The sequence below is a fragment of the Streptococcus parasanguinis genome, from assembly GCF_040908565.1.
Lineage (GTDB): Bacteria > Bacillota > Bacilli > Lactobacillales > Streptococcaceae > Streptococcus > Streptococcus parasanguinis_AC.
Genome location: NZ_JBDGEA010000028.1, coordinates 1 through 16,369, shown reverse-complemented (window position 1 = coordinate 16,369; position 16,369 = coordinate 1). Strand labels below are relative to the sequence as shown.

Here is a 16,369-nt window from a genome sequence, read left to right as displayed (position 1 = left end):
TCATTTAGTTTGCCTTTTCCCATAAGAGCGCAAATTGGATGGCTAACTCCGCGATTCGATCCTTGCTATCTAAATCCTCATGACTAGATAAGGTTCGGATATCCCATTTTTCTTCCGAGAGATGGTCTGCTGCGTAGAAGAAATGACAGAGCTCAAATCCCCTATAAGCTGCTAAAGCTGCCACTGCCGAACATTCCATATCCACACAGATGGCTCCCGCTTCCTTTCGTCGCTTCATTTTGTCGATGGTTTCCCGGTACGGTGCATCTGTCGTCCACACTTTCCCTGACTGATAGGAAACCTTGTGGCTGTCCAGAAAGGCTTGGAAGAGATGAAGTGTTCTCTTGTTTACTTCCACTTCATCACTAGCCGGAAGATAGTGGTAACTTGTCCCCTCGTCACGAAGAGCAGCTGTTGGAATGATGATGGAGGTTGCTTCGATATCTTGGTCCAAAACTCCACAAGTTCCAAAGAGAACGAGTTTTTCCATCCCAAATTGAATCAAATCCTCTATAATCCCCACACAGGAAGCAGCCCCAACGGGTGCATTAAAGGCACCAATCTGTTGGTCTCCAATAGTGATTCCATAGACCAAGACTTCAAAATTGGCCATGGAGGTTCTTGTAATGACCTCATGATCGTAATTTTCAAGGAGGCGCGCAAACGTTACTCTTGAAAAGCAAGAGATGACTACTTTGGGAAATCCTTCAATTGGTTCGTGTAAGTCTTGTGGATTGATAATCGCCTGTCGATTGGCATCAAATTCTTCTAACAGCATTTCCTGCACCTCTTTCATTCTACTTCTAGGCCCCTATTATACCACAAAATCGGCCTCTTTCCTTCTAACAAAGGGGAAAGCAAGCTCACTTGTTCGCTTTTTGTGCTAGGAAACAACACAGCTGTCCTCCAAAAGATAATAAAGAGGGATACCTCAACCACTGCGTCTACCGTTGACCTCTTTCCTGATGAAAATAGATAACTCCTGCCTCGCTTTTTTATTTCTTGGCTCGGGAAAAGGGAGAGGGACAGAAATCGGTTACCATTTTAAATGACGGTTTCGTCGTCCCTCCCCCGCAAAGTTGAGTAGGACCATCCAAGCGAGAATTAGAGCGGGGGATGGGCCACTCAACCACTGCGTCTATCGCAGACCTCTTTCTTGATGATAATAGATAACACTTACTAACTCCTGCCTCGCTTTTTTTATTTTTGGGCTCGGGAAAAATTCGTTTACAAAACGAATTTTTTCTGCTATACTTCTTAGAAGCAAAGGTTTTTAATGTCATCCTGTGAGGTGACAAAGACACAGAATATGAATAATCTGAGGGCCCTTGCTATGCAAATAAATCATGGGCTCTTTTTTGGTGCCCAAAAGTGAGGTTATTATGAAAGAAGAATCAACTGTTGATTTGCTCCTGGATGTCGACCAAAGTCCGGCACCCCTAAAAGGAATCTTATTAAGTTTCCAACACGTTTTTGCCATGTTTGGGGCAACCATCCTGGTACCACTCATCTTGGGCATGCCCGTATCCGTTGCCCTCTTCGCATCAGGGGTTGGGACACTGATCTATATGACTTGTACCGGCTTTAAAGTCCCTGTCTACCTCGGATCTTCCTTCGCCTTCATCACAGCCATGGCTTTGGCGATGAAAGAAATGGGAGGAAAAGTCGATGCAGCCCAAACAGGGGTTATCCTGACTGGTCTCATCTACGTGCTTGTCGCAGCAGGTGTTAAAGTGGCTGGCACTCGCTGGATTGACAAATTGCTCCCTGCCGTTGTCATTGGACCTATGATTATCGTTATTGGTCTAGGGCTTGCTGGATCAGCTGTAAAGAACGCTGGTTTTGTTGAAGGAGGAAACTGGAAAAATGCCCTTGTCGCTGTCGTGACCTTCCTAATCGCTGCCTTCATCAACACCAAAGGAAAAGGTTTCTTCAAAATCATTCCTTTCCTCTTTGCCATTATCGGTGGTTATGTCTTCGCAGTCTGCTTGGGCTTGGTTGACTTCAAACCAGTCCTCAAAGCAAACTGGTTTGAAATCCCTGGTTTCTATCTTCCTTTCAATACGGGTGGTGCCTTCAAACAATACAACTTGTATTTCGGCCCTGAAACCATCGCTATCTTGCCAATTGCTATCGTAACGATTTCAGAACATATCGGTGACCATACAGTGCTTAGCCAAATCTGTGGCCGTCAATTCTTGAAACAACCGGGACTTCACCGTACCCTTCTTGGAGACGGGATTGCAACTTCTGTATCAGCCTTCCTTGGTGGTCCAGCGAATACCACTTACGGTGAAAACACTGGAGTTATTGGGATGACTCGTATCGCTTCAGTTTCTGTTATCCGGAATGCAGCCTTGATCGCTATTTCTTTGAGCTTCCTTGGTAAATTTACAGCTCTTATTTCTACCATTCCAAACTCTGTTCTAGGTGGGATGTCCATCTTACTCTATGGAGTCATCGCAAGTAACGGTTTGAAAGTCTTGATTAAAGAACGTGTCGACTTTAGCTTGATGCGCAACTTGATTATTGCAAGTGCCATGTTGGTTCTTGGACTTGGTGGAGCAATTCTGAAACTCGGTCCAGTGACCCTTTCAGGAACAGCCCTCTCAGCTATGACAGGAATCATCCTTAACTTGATCTTACCACATGAATCAAACTAATAAAAAAAGTTCTCAACACTGAGAACTTTTTTTATTAGAGTTGAGATAATTGCAACAAGCGTTCCTTGGACAATTTTTTGATTTCAACTTGACTAGCATCTAGCAGCTGGTATTCATCAGGCTCTAAGGCTTCTATGAGTGCCTTCAAAGGAACGGAAGAAATTGGATGGTAATTTTCTGGCTTATCCGGATCTCCATCAATCGCCACCAAAAGAACCCGCCAATCAATAATACCTGATAAGCCCACAATTTCTACATATTCTGCAGGAACATGTGGCAGGCTTGGCAAGACCGTATCCGTATCTTCTGTCAAGCTATAGCTAGCTAGGAAGGCTCCGGTCTCCTCCTGTTGATAAAAACGGACTTGACTGAAGTAAGCTGTACTGTATTGAATCTTCTTGACAAAGGCGGAGTAGGCTTCTAGTGGGTGGACATGGTTCAAGACTTCCTGAACCGTATCCCGATCCAAATAGACCGGATGAGCGAATCCTTGTACTTCAAACTCTTTTAGATCTTTTTCTTTCGTCACATTACCCAACGTTTCTAGGATGACGACTTCATAATCAAAATGGAAAATAGAATCTGGTGTATAGCTTGCACCATCGCTCGATACAATCTCGGTTCCCAGTACTTCTCCCAGGCGACTGATCCATCGCAGGGCCAACTGCCAATCTTCTTCTATCGCAAAAGAGGGCACCTGAATCTGATAAGACTCTTCCTCATCAAAATAGCGTAACTGCAGGGGAAGACCACTTTTTCTGTACACGATACAGTTCAAGCCTTCAAAATCATTTAAGGGACGATGAAGTGTAGCAGGATCATAGTTGTAGGTTGTCAACCCCTCCACCAATTTAAGAACTTCCTGTGCTGCGAGTACTTTCTGATAGCCAAATAAGCTCTTTTTATTTTTAATTGAAAACACGATACTCATTTGTTTTCTCCTTTGTGAAATCGCTTACTTAAAGTATAGCACAATTTTCAATCAATTTCCATATAAAAACAGCCTGAGCTTTCAGACTGTTTGTTTCTATTATGCAGGTGCTCCATCAAGTGTCTCACCGATAAGGGCCAAACGCTCAGCAACTTCTGCTTGTGACAAGTCGTGTTCTTCTACATAACGATTGCGTGGGTGAACACGACACTCGTGTGAGCAACCGCGAAGGTACTTGTCTTCGTTTTCTTCTGAGGTCAAAATCCGACGGTTACAGAAAGGATTTCCACAGTTGACATAGCGTTCACATGGTGTTCCATCAAACCAGTCTTTTCCGACAACACTTGGATCGACATGGTTAACATCGACTGCAATCCGTTCGTCAAAGACGTACATTTTCCCATCCCAAAGTTCACCTTGAACTTCTGGGTCTTTCCCGTAAGTTGCGATACCGCCGTGTAATTGGCCAACATCTTTGTAACCTTCACGCACCATCCAACCAGAAAATTTCTCACAACGGACTCCACCTGTACAGTATACGACGACACGCTTGTCCATAAATTTCTCTTTGTTATCACGGACCCATTGTGGCAATTCACGGAAATTACGGATGTCTGGGCGGATAGCACCACGGAAATGACCTAGGTCATACTCGTAGTCGTTACGAGTATCAAGGACAACTGTATCTTCGTCTAGAAGAGCTTCTTTGAATTCTTTTGGAGACAAGTAAGCACCTGTTGTTTCAAGGGGATCAATATCTTGGTCAAAGTTTTCATCTTCTAAACCAAGGTGGACGATTTCCTTTTTGTAGCGAACAAACATCTTCTTGAAAGCTTGTTCTTCTTCCTCATCCATCTTGAACCAGAGGTCTTCCATACCTGGAAGGCTATGAACATAGTCCATGTATTTTTGCGTCGTTTCGTAATCACCAGAAACGGTTCCGTTAATTCCTTCGTCAGCGACTAGGATACGGCCCTTGAGCCCGATTGATTTACAGAAAGCCAAGTGATCAGCCGCAAATTGTTCTGCGTTTTCGATGGGAACATATTTATAGTAAAGTAAAACACGAATAGGTTTTGCCATAAGATTCTCTTTTCTAAGATTAAATTATCAGAATTTTTCATTCAACTATACCAGTATACTCCCCCAAGAAAGCGAATGCAATTTATTTGACCGAAAAATAAAAGCCTGGGGTTCCAGACTTTTTTACGACAAAAATAAGGTTTCAACTAATTACTCTTCTTTTTCCAACTGATCCAGATAGGCTTCATAGCGTTTTTTCTCAACTTTTGCTAGGAGCATCACAAGGAAATTCATCCCCCATACAATCGGAAGATTCAGGAGAAATGTGATCGGAAGCACCAGCAAGAATTTTGAATGGAAGGGATTTGAGTGATAGACAGCCTGGTTTAATTGAAAATTTTGAGCCCAGATAAACAAGGAATGAACAAGGGTTACTGCTACAATTCCCATCACATTTAGATAGCTATAATTGATAAATCTCACACCCAATCGTTGACAACGAACCGAATAATAAAATCCTGAGGCGATGAGTAAGGCTACCACCATGATTGGACTTAACCCCACCTTAGACGTAAAAATGGATCCCACACTAAAAACAGTTAAGGCAAGGAACAGAAAACCAGCCGTCTCCGCACCAGCTTTATTGGCCAGCCCTTCTTCTCGTTCATCTATGATTTGTTTGTTCAGTAATTGTAATCTCATTGCTTTCTCCTTATTCTTCATCCTCTAACTCTGCCTCTATCTTCTCTTGTTTTTTCCGATTGATAAGAGCAAGTGGTTTTTCAAGCAGATAAGTCAAAAGGGCAAAGACTAAAATGGCAAGAACGATTTTGAGCAGATACTTGGGGCTGAACATAAAGCTCATCGTTTCGCGCTTCCCAATCACATCTGATGCGATCACAAATAAGGCAAATAAGATACCTGCCCCGATGCGGCTGAACCAGCTATCTTTTTCTAACATATCTCGAATGTCGATCCCTGAGCTGATCCTTCTCACAAAGGCATAAACTCCCATGACAATTAAGAGAATAAGTTCGGGCATATAGGCTACTAGGTCTAAATCCAGGATACTAGCTTTCACAAAGGCAGAGACTGCAATAAAGCAGGTCATCCCAAGGACAAGTTCTCCTGCGATTTTTCCATCAAGCAGCATGGTCCGCTCATCTTTTACAATTGGTTCTTTCTTTTGTTTCATTTATTTCCTCTTTCTATTGTTAAAACTGTTACTCCCAGAACAGTTGATCCAGCGTCTTATCCAAGGTCTTACAAATTGCTAGGCAGAGGCTGAGGGTTGGGTTATATTTCCCCGCCTCAATCAGACCAATGGTCTGGCGTGTCACCCCGATGGCATCTGCAAGATCTCCCTGGGTCATATCATGCTCGACCCGGGCCATTTTTAATTTGAGATTTTTCGCCACATGCTTTTCCTTTCTTGTTTTTATAGCTCTATTATACACTATATTTTCTATTTTGCAATATATATCTTACATTTTGTAAAAAATATTTTTTGTTCACAAAAAGAGGCTGGGATAAAAGTCCTAGCCTCTCAAATGTCTTTGGATTGTCGAGTAAGACGCAGTGGTTGAGTGGGCTTTACTACGCTGATTACATCAGCTTTTACAGCCCTACTCAACTGTGCGGAGGTGGGACGACGAAATCGAATTCTAACGAATTACCGATTTCTGTCCCACTCTCTCTTCTTATTTATGATTAGTCTTTAGACAAACTTCCGTCTTTTGTTTGGGTACGAGCATAGGCAATCAAGAGGAATGAACCTGCAATAGCTACCACTAAAGCATTGACAGAACCTGCTACAACACCTTGTAGGAAGACCTTGTTGGCACTTTCTTTGTAGATCATCACATCCCCAACCGGTGCAATCAGTCCCCAAATTACAAGATTGGCTACAATTTGTACGACGTTAAAGACGATCAATTCTTTCTTGGTCACTTCTCCTTTGAGGTCACCGATTTGTTTTCGGAAGAAACCAACAAAGAGACCAAACAAGCCACTAGAAATGATCCAAGTCCACCAGAGGCTTCCAGACATGGCATCTTTGATAGCATGTCCGATCAAGCCCATTAAAAAGCCAACAATCGGGCCAAAGACTACACTAAAAAGTGCTTGAAGCGCATACTGCAACTGAATGCTGGTATTTGGCGCTGGTGCCGGAATTGGGATCATTGCAATCACGACAAAGAGGGCCGCTCCAACCCCAATGGCTACAACATCCTTAATTGAAAAAGCTTGTTTTTGTTTCATATTTTATCTCCTATTAATTTTCCATTTTTCTAATTTCGATATGCCAAGAAGCCCCAACTCCTACATTATAGGCCTTGGCAAAGGATCCCTGGTTGATGGCAAGACCAACACGGTAGAGGGAATTGATATAAAGGATTGGCTGTCCAATCCGCACATCAGCGAAAGACTTGCCATAGGTCACTTGGTTTTGGTAAACCAGCATGTCATTGTTATAGATGGTCACTTCAAAGCGTTCCCCAAATTCGGGTTCCAAATGATTAAACTCTTCCCGAGTAATCGAAGTCCACAGAGAACCAAAGCGCACATCGAGAATATCGACTGCTCCTTTAACTAAGTTCTCTTCAAAGATGGTCTCCACCACTGGAATTTCTACAATGTGTTCAACACTGAGTTCTGGACCCACTTCCTCAAAGCTGATATGGCCACTGGCTAACTTAGCTCCTGTATAGGCATAGACATCACGCCCGTGGAAGGTATAAGAAAACTCTGTATTGGCCCGGCGGTTCTTCACCTCTGAAATCTCACGAATGGCAACAATCCCTACATGTTTCTTGATGAAAGAGAGGGTCCCATTATCTGGTGTGACAATATATTGATTCTTGGCCGTTTTGGCTACGACGCTCTTTCGTTTAGAGCCGACACCCGGATCGACGACCGAAACAAAGGTTGTCCCCTCAGGCCAGTAATCCACCGTCTGAAAAAGGCGGTAACTTCCCTCAAAGATATTATAAGGGGTAATGTCATGGGTCAAGTGGTGTATCTTGAGGGTTGGTGATTCCTCTAAGGCGACCCCGATCATAGCGGAGACAGCCCCATCCACCAGACCAAAGTCTGACTGAAGGACTAGTAAATTATTGTGCATATTTCTTCTCCATCATATCATTTTCTATCTAGCTTTTGATAGACCAATTGTCCAAGAAGATAACCTAGTAGAGATCCAAGAAGAAGGGTCAGTAAAAACCAGCTCACCGTTCCCATATTCGACGGTACCATAACGCGTTCAATATAATCCATCGACTTCCCACGGGCTAGTAAAGAAGCACGGTAACTAGCCGGTTGGATCCACATCATAAGAATGGGCCCTGTCGTCGTAAAGGAAAAGAGGAGGAAGGAAAGCGCATTGCCTAGCTTCGACTGATAGTGGCCACGGGCTGCGACCAATTCAGCCAAGAGACCTCCAGCAAGAGCAGGAAGAAAAGCTCCGGCCCCATGACGAGTGAAAAGGAAAAAAGCACCAATCACAAGAGCTACGACTAGAATGGCTCCTGTTCGTTGAATTTTTTCAACATAGACTCGATAGATGGCTCCACCAACTAGAGCAGAGAAGGCTGGAGCATAAAACATGTTGCCTCGATGATCAACCAGACTTCCAAGCAGGACGCCTAAGCCAATAGCAAGAAAATACAAGCCTGCAAAGGCCGCAACCTGCTTAAACTGATGTTTCTGTATTATTTTCATGTATCTATCCCATCATTACCGGTGGCTAATTTTCTTGGATAGGAAATCGCCCATAAATTGGACCAGAACGATCAGAATGAGAATCAACAAGGTCGCTACAAAGATGACATCATTGTTAAACATGTTTTTCCCGTAGTTGATGGCTAAGGTTCCTAGTCCTCCTGCACCAACGGCACCCGCCATGGCGGTTTCCCCGATCAAGGAAATGATGGTCACGGTTGTCACACGGATCAAATCAGGAAGCCCTTCACGAAGGTAGACACCGACAATATCCCAGAAGGTTGCCCCACTGGCTTGTGCTGCTTCAATCACGCCTCCATCCAATTCTGACAAGACCACTTGGACTTGGCGAGCAAAGAATGGAAAGACAGCTAGGGACAATGGAACAAGGGCTGCTGTAGGTCCGATGGTATTTTTCAAGAGCAAGTAGGTCAATGGATTAATAAAGGCCAACAAGATAATGAAGGGAATGGCACGGAACAAAGAAGTAATCTTGTCTAAAATTTGGAAAACGATTCTATTTTCGATGACGCCACCTGGACGGGTCAAGACTAATAAAAGCCCTGTCACTAAACCTAAAAATCCACCAATAATGAAGGAAATAACGGTCATATAAAGGGTCAGGTAAATAGCGGTTCCCCAACCATACTGGCCAGACCACCCTAATTTATAGACATTTGGTAAATATGTTTGAATTAACTGGATCATGCTTTTCTCCCATCTTTCACAATAGTCACGGAAACTCCTGCATTTTCTAACTCAGCTTTGGCCGTTTCCAGATTTTGAGTTTCACCTGATAAGATGACCACCAACTCTCCAACAGGCGTGTTATCAAGGATCTCGATATTCCCAAATAAAATGTTGGCAGAGATTTGGTACTGCTTGTAAATATCATTGATGATCGCTGTATCTGTTACAGAACCTGCATACTTGAGATGCGCTAAAATCGAATCATCTGGCAAGTTCTTAACAATAGCTTGTTGGTTGATTTTCACCATGGCTTCATCGATTCCTGTTGCAACAGTGATAAAGTCTTGGGTCAAGCCATTTTTCGGATTGGAGAAGATATCTAAAACAGAACCCTCTTCGATCAGTTCACCATTTTGCATGACAGCTACCCGGTTGGCAATATCTTTAACAATTTGCATCTCATGGGTGATCAAGACAATGGTTAAACCAAGTTTCTTGTTCAATTCTTGCAACAGAGCTAGAATTTGTTTAGTCGTCTTTGGATCCAAGGCTGAAGTTGACTCATCTGAGATCAAAATCTTTGGATCATTGGCAAGGGCACGCGCAATCGCTACCCGCTGCTTTTGACCACCAGACAATTGTGCTGGGTAATTCTCTGCACGGTCAGCTAGACCAACCAATTCCAACAATTTCGCCACTTTCTCATTCTTTTGTTCTTTGTTTAATTTAGAATGTTTAAGAGCAAAGGCCACATTTTCTGCGACAGTCATTTGAGCCATCAAGTTGAAGTGTTGGAAAATCATTCCGATATCCCGACGTTTCTCCCGAAGGGCAGCCGGTTTTAGGGTCACCTGATCTTGATAAATCACATCTCCATCCACAGTGATGGTTCCGGCGCTAGGCACTTGCAAGAGATTGATCACCCGAACCAAGGTCGATTTCCCGGCTCCGGAATACCCTACAATCCCATAGATATCGCCTTCATTAATATGAATGGTCACATCTTTGACGGCTTGGATCTGACGTTTCTTTTGCTGGAAGGTCACATCAATGTGGTCCAGCTGAATCATTGCTTTACTCATAACTTGCTATTAACTCCTTTATCAATTCAATATGGGTGTAATAATCGGCGATTTTCACATTTTCGTCGCCCCCATGATCACGGCTATTGGCATTGCCAATTCCAAAGGCTGCCATCGGCACCTGCAAAGCCTCAAAGACCGTGTGCATTGGCCCTGTTCCCGCTGTTGTTGGAAGAACAGAAACTCCTTCTCTATAGAAATCTTTGGCCAGCCGTATGACATTTAAAATCGATGGGGCACTCATATCACTTCGGTAACTCATTTCACCGAGAGTATAGACCAATTCGACCTGATTATAGCCATTTTTCTTCAATTGCTGCTTGATCTTTTCTAAGACATCCTTGGGATCCAGTCCAGGAACCAAGCGCACCTCCATCTTGGCACGCGCCTCTGCCGGAAGAATCGTTTTAACACCTTGTCCTTGGTAACCAGAGCCAAAACCTTCAATATTCAGGGCTGGTTCAAAATAGAAACGGCGCAGGAATTCTTTTCGGTCTTCCTTCAAGATTGGAAGGGTTAGACCATAGGTTTCCGCTACATCTTCTGGTCCTTTGTTGGCATATTGCTCGATCAAAGCTAGCTCGCGTTCATTGGGTTCTTGGATCTGATCATAAATCCCATCCACCAAGATTCGGCCTTCTTTGTCACGAAGACTGGCGATAGCATTTAACAAATACCAAGAAGCAGAGTCTACCACACCGCCATAGCTGGAATGAATATCCACTTCTGCACTCTTCACCACCATATCAAAGGTGACGATCCCCTTGCTACCACCGGAAATTTCCAACTGACCCTGATTATTTCGTGTGCCTTGTTCCCAGACTAGGAGGTCTGCCCCACGCAAGTGTTTCTTGTGTTTGGCCAAGTATTTATCCAAGTCAGTCGATGCAGACTCCTCTGCCCCTTCGATGATAAAGGTGATATTGACTGGCAAATCGCCACTTTCACGAATGTATTTTCGAAGAGCTGTGAGACGAGCTGTGATATGCCCCTTGTCATCATCAACCCCTCGACCGTACATGGTTCCATAATGAACAGATAAGGTGAAGGGATCTCCCGTCCAAGGTTGATCTCCATCAGCTGGTACCGTATCATAGTGGTTATAAAAAATGATGGTTTTGGCTTCAGGATTTGGCGAGAAAAATTTGGCAATCACAAAAGGTGCTGTATAGCTATCATCCACTTCGACTTTGGCTCCTGCAGCTGTAAAAATTTCTCCCAAATAGTTGGCTACTTCCTTGAGACCAACTTGTTGGGCAAAGATGGATTTTTTTGAAATCAAGGTTCGCAACACTTCAAAATAATGTTGTGCGACCTCATCATTTTCAAATTTACGGATTTGTTCCGCTTCTGTTGCAAAAGGCATGCATTCCTCCTAATACACGATAAGAGGTAGAGAATTGCTTCTCCACCTCCTTCATACACTTGAGATCAAATCTTAGAAGACTGGTTGGTCCATTCCTTCTGAAGATTCTTCGATCACTTTCTTCACATTGTCTTTGTGATAGGCTTTGATGATTTCTTTGATTGCTTTTGCTTTATCAGATTTTTCCCAATCTTTCTTAGCAGCGATCACGTTGTACCATTGTTTTGAGTTGTTGTCTTTCTTTTCAACATAGATCGCTTTTTTGAAATCAACGCCTGCTTCACGAACGAAGGTATTGTTGATGACTGCAGCATCTACTGATGGAAGAGCAGATGGTGTTTGTGAAGCATCCAATTCAGAAATCTTCAAATCTTTTGAATTTTCTTTGATGTTTGACACGTTTGCCAATTGTCCATCCTTAGTATCCAATTTAATCAAACCAGCTGATTGCAAGACATACAAGGCACGGCTTTCATTTGTTGGGTCATTTGGTACAGCGATTGTTCCACCTTTAGGAATTTCTTTAATTGAAGTGTATTTGTTTTTACCGTTTTCTGTACCAGAGTAAAGACGGATTGGAGCGATGTACGTATCTGCTACTGCAACAAGGGCATTGTCATTTTTAGAGTTCCAGTTATCAAGGAAGTTGTAGTGTTGGAAAGCATTGATATCCACGCTACCATCTTTTACAGCCACGTTTGGTTGTGAGTAGTCTGTAAATTGAGTGAATTCCAATTTGATTCCTGTTTTAGCGTCATCCAAGTTCTTTTGAACTTGATCCCAACGAGCTTTTTCAGTGTCGCTCAAAGTCATAACACCCACTTTTACAGTTGTTTCACCATCTTTGCTAGATGATTTTGAAGAACCACATGCTGCAAGAGCAAATGTTGCGATAGCTGCAAGAGCTGTTAAACCAAGAATTTTTTTCAATTTCATTTTGAAGTCTCCTTTAATTAAATATTATTCTTTAATATCTTTTGCTTCTGGTAGATAAACTCCACCAAAGTATTTTTTAGACAGTTTTTCAAGGGTTCCATTGTCATAGAGTTCCTTGATACGTTTGTTGACAAATTTTTGAAGGTCTTTATCTTCTTTTGCAATAATTGGATAAACATAAGGTTGTTGGTCGCTTGGAAGCTCAATAACCTTCAAGTTGTCATAGCCTTGATCACGAATGATGGTATCCACTGAGATCCGTTCGAAGATCTTGTAATCGGTACGACCATCCGCTAGATTAGCCATGATGGTTTGAATGGTTCCATCTGTGTATTGCAAGTCAGTTGGATTATCTGAATGCTTTTTATTGTAATCTTCTAACTGTTTAGCAGTAGATGTTCCTTGAACAACTTCTGTTTTCTTGCCACCAATGTCATCCAAAGATTTAATAGAAGAATCTTTTGGTACGACCAATACTAGTGGATTGCGAGCATATGGATTTGGATAGAGGTATTTTTCTTCCCGCTCTTTTGAGTAGCTGATGTTGTTGGCACCGATTTGGAAACGGTCACTATCTAATCCAGCAAAGACTGAAGACCACTCTGTTTTGTTAAAGTTTACTTCATATTTGTCTGAACCTTTGAAGATTTCACGCAAAACTTCGATTTCATAACCGGTTAGCTTGCCGTCTTTTTCTTCGTAAGAGAATGGTTTGGTGGTTCCAACAGTCCCAACTTCAATGGTTTTTTTCCCACTGGCTGATTTGCCAGATGAACATGCTACTAAAGCACTAGTCGCAAGGACTGTAACCAATCCTAAAGTAGAGTATTTAATCATTTTTTTTAGATTCATAGGATCTCCTTATTGGTTTCAGGCACATAAAAGGCCATTTTAAAAGTATTTTTCTATTTTATCAGAAAAGCATTCACTTGCCTAATATATATTTTTTATGGAGGTGATAGTTTTTCTTTATCACGCTTCTTTTTCTTTAAAATACCGCAATAAAGCTTGCGCATTTTCAACATAATAGGGAACCGACACCTCAAAGGCCGCATCATCGATGGTCATGTGATCATGATGGAGGTCTGGCGCATCGGGCTCTCCATTGGAACCAATAAAGGCAAAGACTCCAGGGATCTGCTCTTGGTAAAAGGCAAAATCTTCTCCAGCCGTAGATGGATTAGCCGGAATCACCTCTGCTAAATTTTGTGAGGCTTCCCAAACCACTTTGGTCAATTCTTCATCATTATAAGTAACAGGCGGAGTCACTCCCCACTCAAAAGCCACATCCACTTCCAGACTTGCTGCAACGTGCCGAATGATCGAAATGAAATGTTCCTTCAACTCTCTTTGCACACTCGGATTAAAGGAGCGAATCGTTCCTTCAAAATAACCTGATTTAGGGAGTACATTCCAGGTTGAGCCTACATCCAAGTGAGTAATAGACAAAACAGCTGTTTCAAAAGGAGAAATGGTCCGTGAAATTAATAATTGTACATTCTGAACCATGGTTGTGACGGCTGTTACCGTATCAACTCCCAAATCCGGTCTCGCAGCATGGCTACTGACCCCAGTTACTATTACCTTGAATTTTTCGACCCCTGCCATCATTGCTCCAGCATTCAAAGCAAGTTGTCCTGCTTTTAGCTGAGGCATATTATGAAATCCAATAATTCCTTGAACATCCTCCAACAGTCCTGTTGCTAGAACGTCAGAAGCACCTTCTGAAATTTCTTCTGCCGGTTGAAAGATCAAGCGTATTGTCCCTTCCAGCTGCTCTTCTTTTTCCTTGAGAAGAGCTGCTGCTCCTAGAAGACTTGTTTGATGAAAATCGTGACCACAAGCATGCATGACACCTGGATGTTGACTTTGGTAGGGCAGATTTGTTTGTTCCAAAATTGGAAGGGCATCGATATCTGCACGTAGCGCCACCACTGGTTGGCCGGACCCAATTTCTGCAATCAGACCAGTTTTTAATCCACTCTCTAAAATACGAATCCCCAACTCTTCCAAACGTTCCCTTAGAAAGGCGGTTGTCTGGTATTCTTGACCAGACAATTCAGGGTGTTGGTGGATATAGTGGCGAATCTCTGCTAACTCTTCATAAGAAAAAGACACAAATCGTCATCTCCTTTCAAACTTAAAACTATTCTATCACTAATAAGAGTAGTCGTCCAATTTCTGTTTCTTGGGTTTTGATATAGCTTAAAACTATATAAAAAACTCCTAGATCCATATTCTAGGAGTATCTCTTTTAATCTTAAGAAAGATTTCCTTCAAATTTTTCCATAAAGCTTTCACTATTGTAGGCTTTTTCTACTTCCCATTTGCCATCTTTCTTAACAAAGGTCAACTGGAAGTCGTATCGATCCGGCGTCGTTAAAGGACGATCTGCCAGAGAAGCCATCATTTCTTCTCTATAGGCCTTGTTTTGAGCCTGATTCGCTTCGATAATACCTGGGTAGTCTTTACGATGTTCTTGATAGAAGGTCTGCATGTGATTTAAGATCGTCTTTTCCATGCTGACGGTCTCAGGATTTAAGCTAATGACCACCTTGTCCGGGAGGTATTGTTTAACCTTATAGGTTAATTTCGCGCGCTTGGCATTTTCCTTTTCATAAGCATCGATAAACTGGATCACTTCTTCTTCTGGGAATTGGTAATCGTGTAGTTTACGAGTAAAATCAGCCGCAAATTTCGCACGGAAATCACTGGCTTCCTTTTTCAAATCAGTTCCCAAAACAAAAGCATCATCCTTTTTGACCTTTCGTTGGCCACTGAAGTAAACTTGATTGATGTATTCATCTGCTAGAATAGTTGAAGCTTCCACCTTGTCCTCATACTTCGAAGAATCCACCGCAAATTTTAGAGGCTTCGTTTTTTTATCAGAGCTATAGGTTTTTCGTTCATACTGCACTTCGTATTTTTTACCTTTTTCGACTGGAAAAACGATATAGCCGGTTAATTTTTTATCCTGGGCCAACTGATCACTCTTAAGCAATTGGAAAGCTTCCGTTTGGTCATAAATTCCTGACTGCAATTTGATCTTGTTATTCTCGGCATCGTAAATGGTGATATCTGAATCTGACACGTTAATAGATTCTTTAGCAACATTCTTAAATTCTAATTGAAGGGCCAAATAAGTGCCGTCTTCTGAGTCACTGAGGACAGGCGGTTTGATGTATTGCCCTCCTTTTAGGCTCAGCTCTACTTGACCGTCAGATGCTGAGCTTTTCGCCGCTTTTTCCGTCTTTGATTGCTCCGAATTTGTCTTTTGAGCAGTGGTGCCACAAGCCACTAGACTCAAAGTCGCTACAGCAAATAGGGTCCATTTAAAAATCTTTTTCATTCTCATCTCCTTAAAAAAGTTTTGTTCTATTTTAACATCTTTTTCTATCTATGTATACGCTATATAGTGATAACTCTTCCCTATCATAAAAAGGCTAAGACCTTCGTCTCAACCTTTTAACTAAAATATGATTGGTCTTGATTTTACAAGATGCCTTTTTCTTTTTGAATCATGAAATCCTTGAGGGAAATCAAGAGAACTGCAAGGAGGATCATGGCCATCCCTATAAAATCAATGGCAAAGAAATGTTCATTCATAATGATAAAAGAAAAGAAAACTGCTGAAATAGGTTCCATAGCTGCAAGAAGACTTCCTTTAACTGCACCGATCAGACTCGTTCCTTTCAAAAAGACAGTATAGGCAAATATGGTCCCAATCACCACCAAGCCAACTAAGCCCATCAGATTGTCCATGCTATATTGACCATGAAAGAGTCTTCTTCCTGTGAAGGGAATCATCACAAGTCCTGGAATGAGCATACCGATACCAATCACCAACATACTTCCCCATTTTTGAATTAATTGAATAGGCAGAATAATGTAGAGGGCATAGGCAAAGGCAGAAACCAGTCCCCAAACTAGTCCTTTAGGAGTGATGGCTAATTGATTG

18 protein-coding genes are annotated in these 16,369 nt (G+C 42.3%); 1 reads left to right on the top strand and 17 read right to left on the bottom strand.

All coding sequences use genetic code 11. The features are described from left to right. Nucleotides 1-4 precede the first annotated feature (4 nt). Nucleotides 5-778 (bottom strand): nucleoside phosphorylase, encoded by a 774-nt coding sequence (locus AB5Y61_RS10325; RefSeq protein ID WP_368404090.1) that lies wholly within the window; start codon nt 776-778, stop codon nt 5-7. Between the two features lie 604 nt (nt 779-1,382). Between AB5Y61_RS10325 and AB5Y61_RS10320 the strand changes: the two genes are divergently transcribed. Next, nucleotides 1,383-2,663, top strand: coding sequence for a uracil-xanthine permease family protein (locus AB5Y61_RS10320; protein ID WP_368404089.1), 1,281 nt, complete (start codon nt 1,383-1,385; stop codon nt 2,661-2,663). 34 nt (nt 2,664-2,697) lie between these two features. Here AB5Y61_RS10320 and AB5Y61_RS10315 read toward each other — a convergent pair whose 3' ends face one another. The 16 genes from AB5Y61_RS10315 to AB5Y61_RS10240 form a co-directional block, all read right to left on the bottom strand. Next, a complete protein-coding gene (locus AB5Y61_RS10315; RefSeq protein WP_368404088.1) occupies nt 2,698-3,594 on the bottom strand; it encodes a DUF4299 family protein in 897 nt (298 codons plus the stop codon). Between the two features lie 99 nt (nt 3,595-3,693). After that, a complete protein-coding gene (gene trhO, locus AB5Y61_RS10310; protein WP_368404087.1) occupies nt 3,694-4,677 on the bottom strand; it encodes an oxygen-dependent tRNA uridine(34) hydroxylase TrhO in 984 nt (327 codons plus the stop codon). A 150-nt stretch (nt 4,678-4,827) separates the two neighbouring features. Then, nucleotides 4,828-5,319 (bottom strand): DUF6773 family protein, encoded by a 492-nt coding sequence (locus tag AB5Y61_RS10305; protein ID WP_368404086.1) that lies wholly within the window; start codon nt 5,317-5,319, stop codon nt 4,828-4,830. Nucleotides 5,320-5,329: 10 nt separating this feature from the next. Beyond that, complete coding sequence (locus AB5Y61_RS10300; protein WP_368404085.1) at nt 5,330-5,812, bottom strand: DUF6773 family protein; 483 nt, start codon at nt 5,810-5,812, stop codon at nt 5,330-5,332. A 28-nt stretch (nt 5,813-5,840) separates the two neighbouring features. Next, the gene (locus tag AB5Y61_RS10295; RefSeq protein ID WP_003005328.1) at nt 5,841-6,035 is read right to left on the bottom strand and encodes a helix-turn-helix transcriptional regulator; all 195 of its coding nucleotides are present in this window, start codon (nt 6,033-6,035) and stop codon (nt 5,841-5,843) included. Between the two features lie 292 nt (nt 6,036-6,327). Next, complete coding sequence (locus AB5Y61_RS10290) at nt 6,328-6,879, bottom strand: ECF-type riboflavin transporter substrate-binding protein (RefSeq protein ID WP_368404084.1); 552 nt, start codon at nt 6,877-6,879, stop codon at nt 6,328-6,330. A gap of 13 nt (nt 6,880-6,892) precedes the next feature. Beyond that, the gene (locus AB5Y61_RS10285) at nt 6,893-7,741 is read right to left on the bottom strand and encodes an SAM hydrolase/SAM-dependent halogenase family protein (RefSeq protein ID WP_195424015.1); all 849 of its coding nucleotides are present in this window, start codon (nt 7,739-7,741) and stop codon (nt 6,893-6,895) included. A gap of 17 nt (nt 7,742-7,758) precedes the next feature. Beyond that, nucleotides 7,759-8,337 (bottom strand): MptD family putative ECF transporter S component, encoded by a 579-nt coding sequence (locus tag AB5Y61_RS10280; RefSeq protein ID WP_368404083.1) that lies wholly within the window; start codon nt 8,335-8,337, stop codon nt 7,759-7,761. A 15-nt stretch (nt 8,338-8,352) separates the two neighbouring features. Continuing rightward, entirely contained in the window at nt 8,353-9,045 is a 693-nt protein-coding gene (locus tag AB5Y61_RS10275) for a methionine ABC transporter permease (RefSeq protein ID WP_129299796.1), read from the bottom strand. Next, on the bottom strand, nt 9,042-10,109 hold the full coding sequence (locus AB5Y61_RS10270) for a methionine ABC transporter ATP-binding protein (RefSeq protein WP_368404082.1): 1,068 nt from the start codon (nt 10,107-10,109) through the stop codon (nt 9,042-9,044). The genes AB5Y61_RS10275 and AB5Y61_RS10270 overlap by 4 nt, the downstream gene beginning before the upstream one ends. Next, complete coding sequence (locus AB5Y61_RS10265) at nt 10,102-11,475, bottom strand: M20/M25/M40 family metallo-hydrolase (protein ID WP_070662631.1); 1,374 nt, start codon at nt 11,473-11,475, stop codon at nt 10,102-10,104. The genes AB5Y61_RS10270 and AB5Y61_RS10265 overlap by 8 nt, the downstream gene beginning before the upstream one ends. 72 nt (nt 11,476-11,547) lie before the next feature. After that, nucleotides 11,548-12,411 (bottom strand): MetQ/NlpA family ABC transporter substrate-binding protein, encoded by an 864-nt coding sequence (locus AB5Y61_RS10260; protein WP_049492388.1) that lies wholly within the window; start codon nt 12,409-12,411, stop codon nt 11,548-11,550. A gap of 24 nt (nt 12,412-12,435) precedes the next feature. Next, nucleotides 12,436-13,263 carry an amino acid ABC transporter substrate-binding protein gene (locus AB5Y61_RS10255; protein WP_368404081.1) on the bottom strand — a complete coding sequence of 276 codons (828 nt, stop codon included), beginning with the start codon at nt 13,261-13,263 and terminating at the stop codon, nt 12,436-12,438. 120 nt (nt 13,264-13,383) lie between these two features. Continuing rightward, nucleotides 13,384-14,529 (bottom strand): amidohydrolase, encoded by a 1,146-nt coding sequence (locus AB5Y61_RS10250; RefSeq protein WP_368404080.1) that lies wholly within the window; start codon nt 14,527-14,529, stop codon nt 13,384-13,386. A 142-nt stretch (nt 14,530-14,671) separates the two neighbouring features. Further along, a complete protein-coding gene (locus tag AB5Y61_RS10245; protein WP_368404079.1) occupies nt 14,672-15,760 on the bottom strand; it encodes a DUF4352 domain-containing protein in 1,089 nt (362 codons plus the stop codon). A 143-nt stretch (nt 15,761-15,903) separates the two neighbouring features. After that, a partial coding sequence (locus tag AB5Y61_RS10240) for a DMT family transporter (protein ID WP_368404078.1) occupies nt 15,904-16,369 on the bottom strand: 466 nt, incomplete at its 5' end.

What these genes read in the sequence shown, in the direction of transcription:
- trhO (WP_368404087.1), bottom strand. Translation starts at nt 4,677, where the DNA reads ATGGCAAAACCTATTCGTGTTTTACTTTACTATAAATATGTTCCCATC.
- AB5Y61_RS10265 (WP_070662631.1), bottom strand. Translation starts at nt 11,475, where the DNA reads ATGCCTTTTGCAACAGAAGCGGAACAAATCCGTAAATTTGAAAATGAT.
- AB5Y61_RS10300 (WP_368404085.1), bottom strand. Translation starts at nt 5,812, where the DNA reads ATGAAACAAAAGAAAGAACCAATTGTAAAAGATGAGCGGACCATGCTG.
- AB5Y61_RS10275 (WP_129299796.1), bottom strand. Translation starts at nt 9,045, where the DNA reads ATGATCCAGTTAATTCAAACATATTTACCAAATGTCTATAAATTAGGG.
- AB5Y61_RS10290 (WP_368404084.1), bottom strand. Translation starts at nt 6,879, where the DNA reads ATGAAACAAAAACAAGCTTTTTCAATTAAGGATGTTGTAGCCATTGGG.
- AB5Y61_RS10255 (WP_368404081.1), bottom strand. Translation starts at nt 13,263, where the DNA reads ATGAATCTAAAAAAAATGATTAAATACTCTACTTTAGGATTGGTTACA.
- AB5Y61_RS10325 (WP_368404090.1), bottom strand. Translation starts at nt 778, where the DNA reads ATGCTGTTAGAAGAATTTGATGCCAATCGACAGGCGATTATCAATCCA.
- AB5Y61_RS10260 (WP_049492388.1), bottom strand. Translation starts at nt 12,411, where the DNA reads ATGAAATTGAAAAAAATTCTTGGTTTAACAGCTCTTGCAGCTATCGCA.
- AB5Y61_RS10305 (WP_368404086.1), bottom strand. Translation starts at nt 5,319, where the DNA reads ATGAGATTACAATTACTGAACAAACAAATCATAGATGAACGAGAAGAA.
- AB5Y61_RS10245 (WP_368404079.1), bottom strand. Translation starts at nt 15,760, where the DNA reads ATGAAAAAGATTTTTAAATGGACCCTATTTGCTGTAGCGACTTTGAGT.
- AB5Y61_RS10270 (WP_368404082.1), bottom strand. Translation starts at nt 10,109, where the DNA reads ATGAGTAAAGCAATGATTCAGCTGGACCACATTGATGTGACCTTCCAG.
- AB5Y61_RS10280 (WP_368404083.1), bottom strand. Translation starts at nt 8,337, where the DNA reads ATGAAAATAATACAGAAACATCAGTTTAAGCAGGTTGCGGCCTTTGCA.
- AB5Y61_RS10285 (WP_195424015.1), bottom strand. Translation starts at nt 7,741, where the DNA reads ATGCACAATAATTTACTAGTCCTTCAGTCAGACTTTGGTCTGGTGGAT.
- AB5Y61_RS10320 (WP_368404089.1), top strand. Translation starts at nt 1,383, where the DNA reads ATGAAAGAAGAATCAACTGTTGATTTGCTCCTGGATGTCGACCAAAGT.
- AB5Y61_RS10315 (WP_368404088.1), bottom strand. Translation starts at nt 3,594, where the DNA reads ATGAGTATCGTGTTTTCAATTAAAAATAAAAAGAGCTTATTTGGCTAT.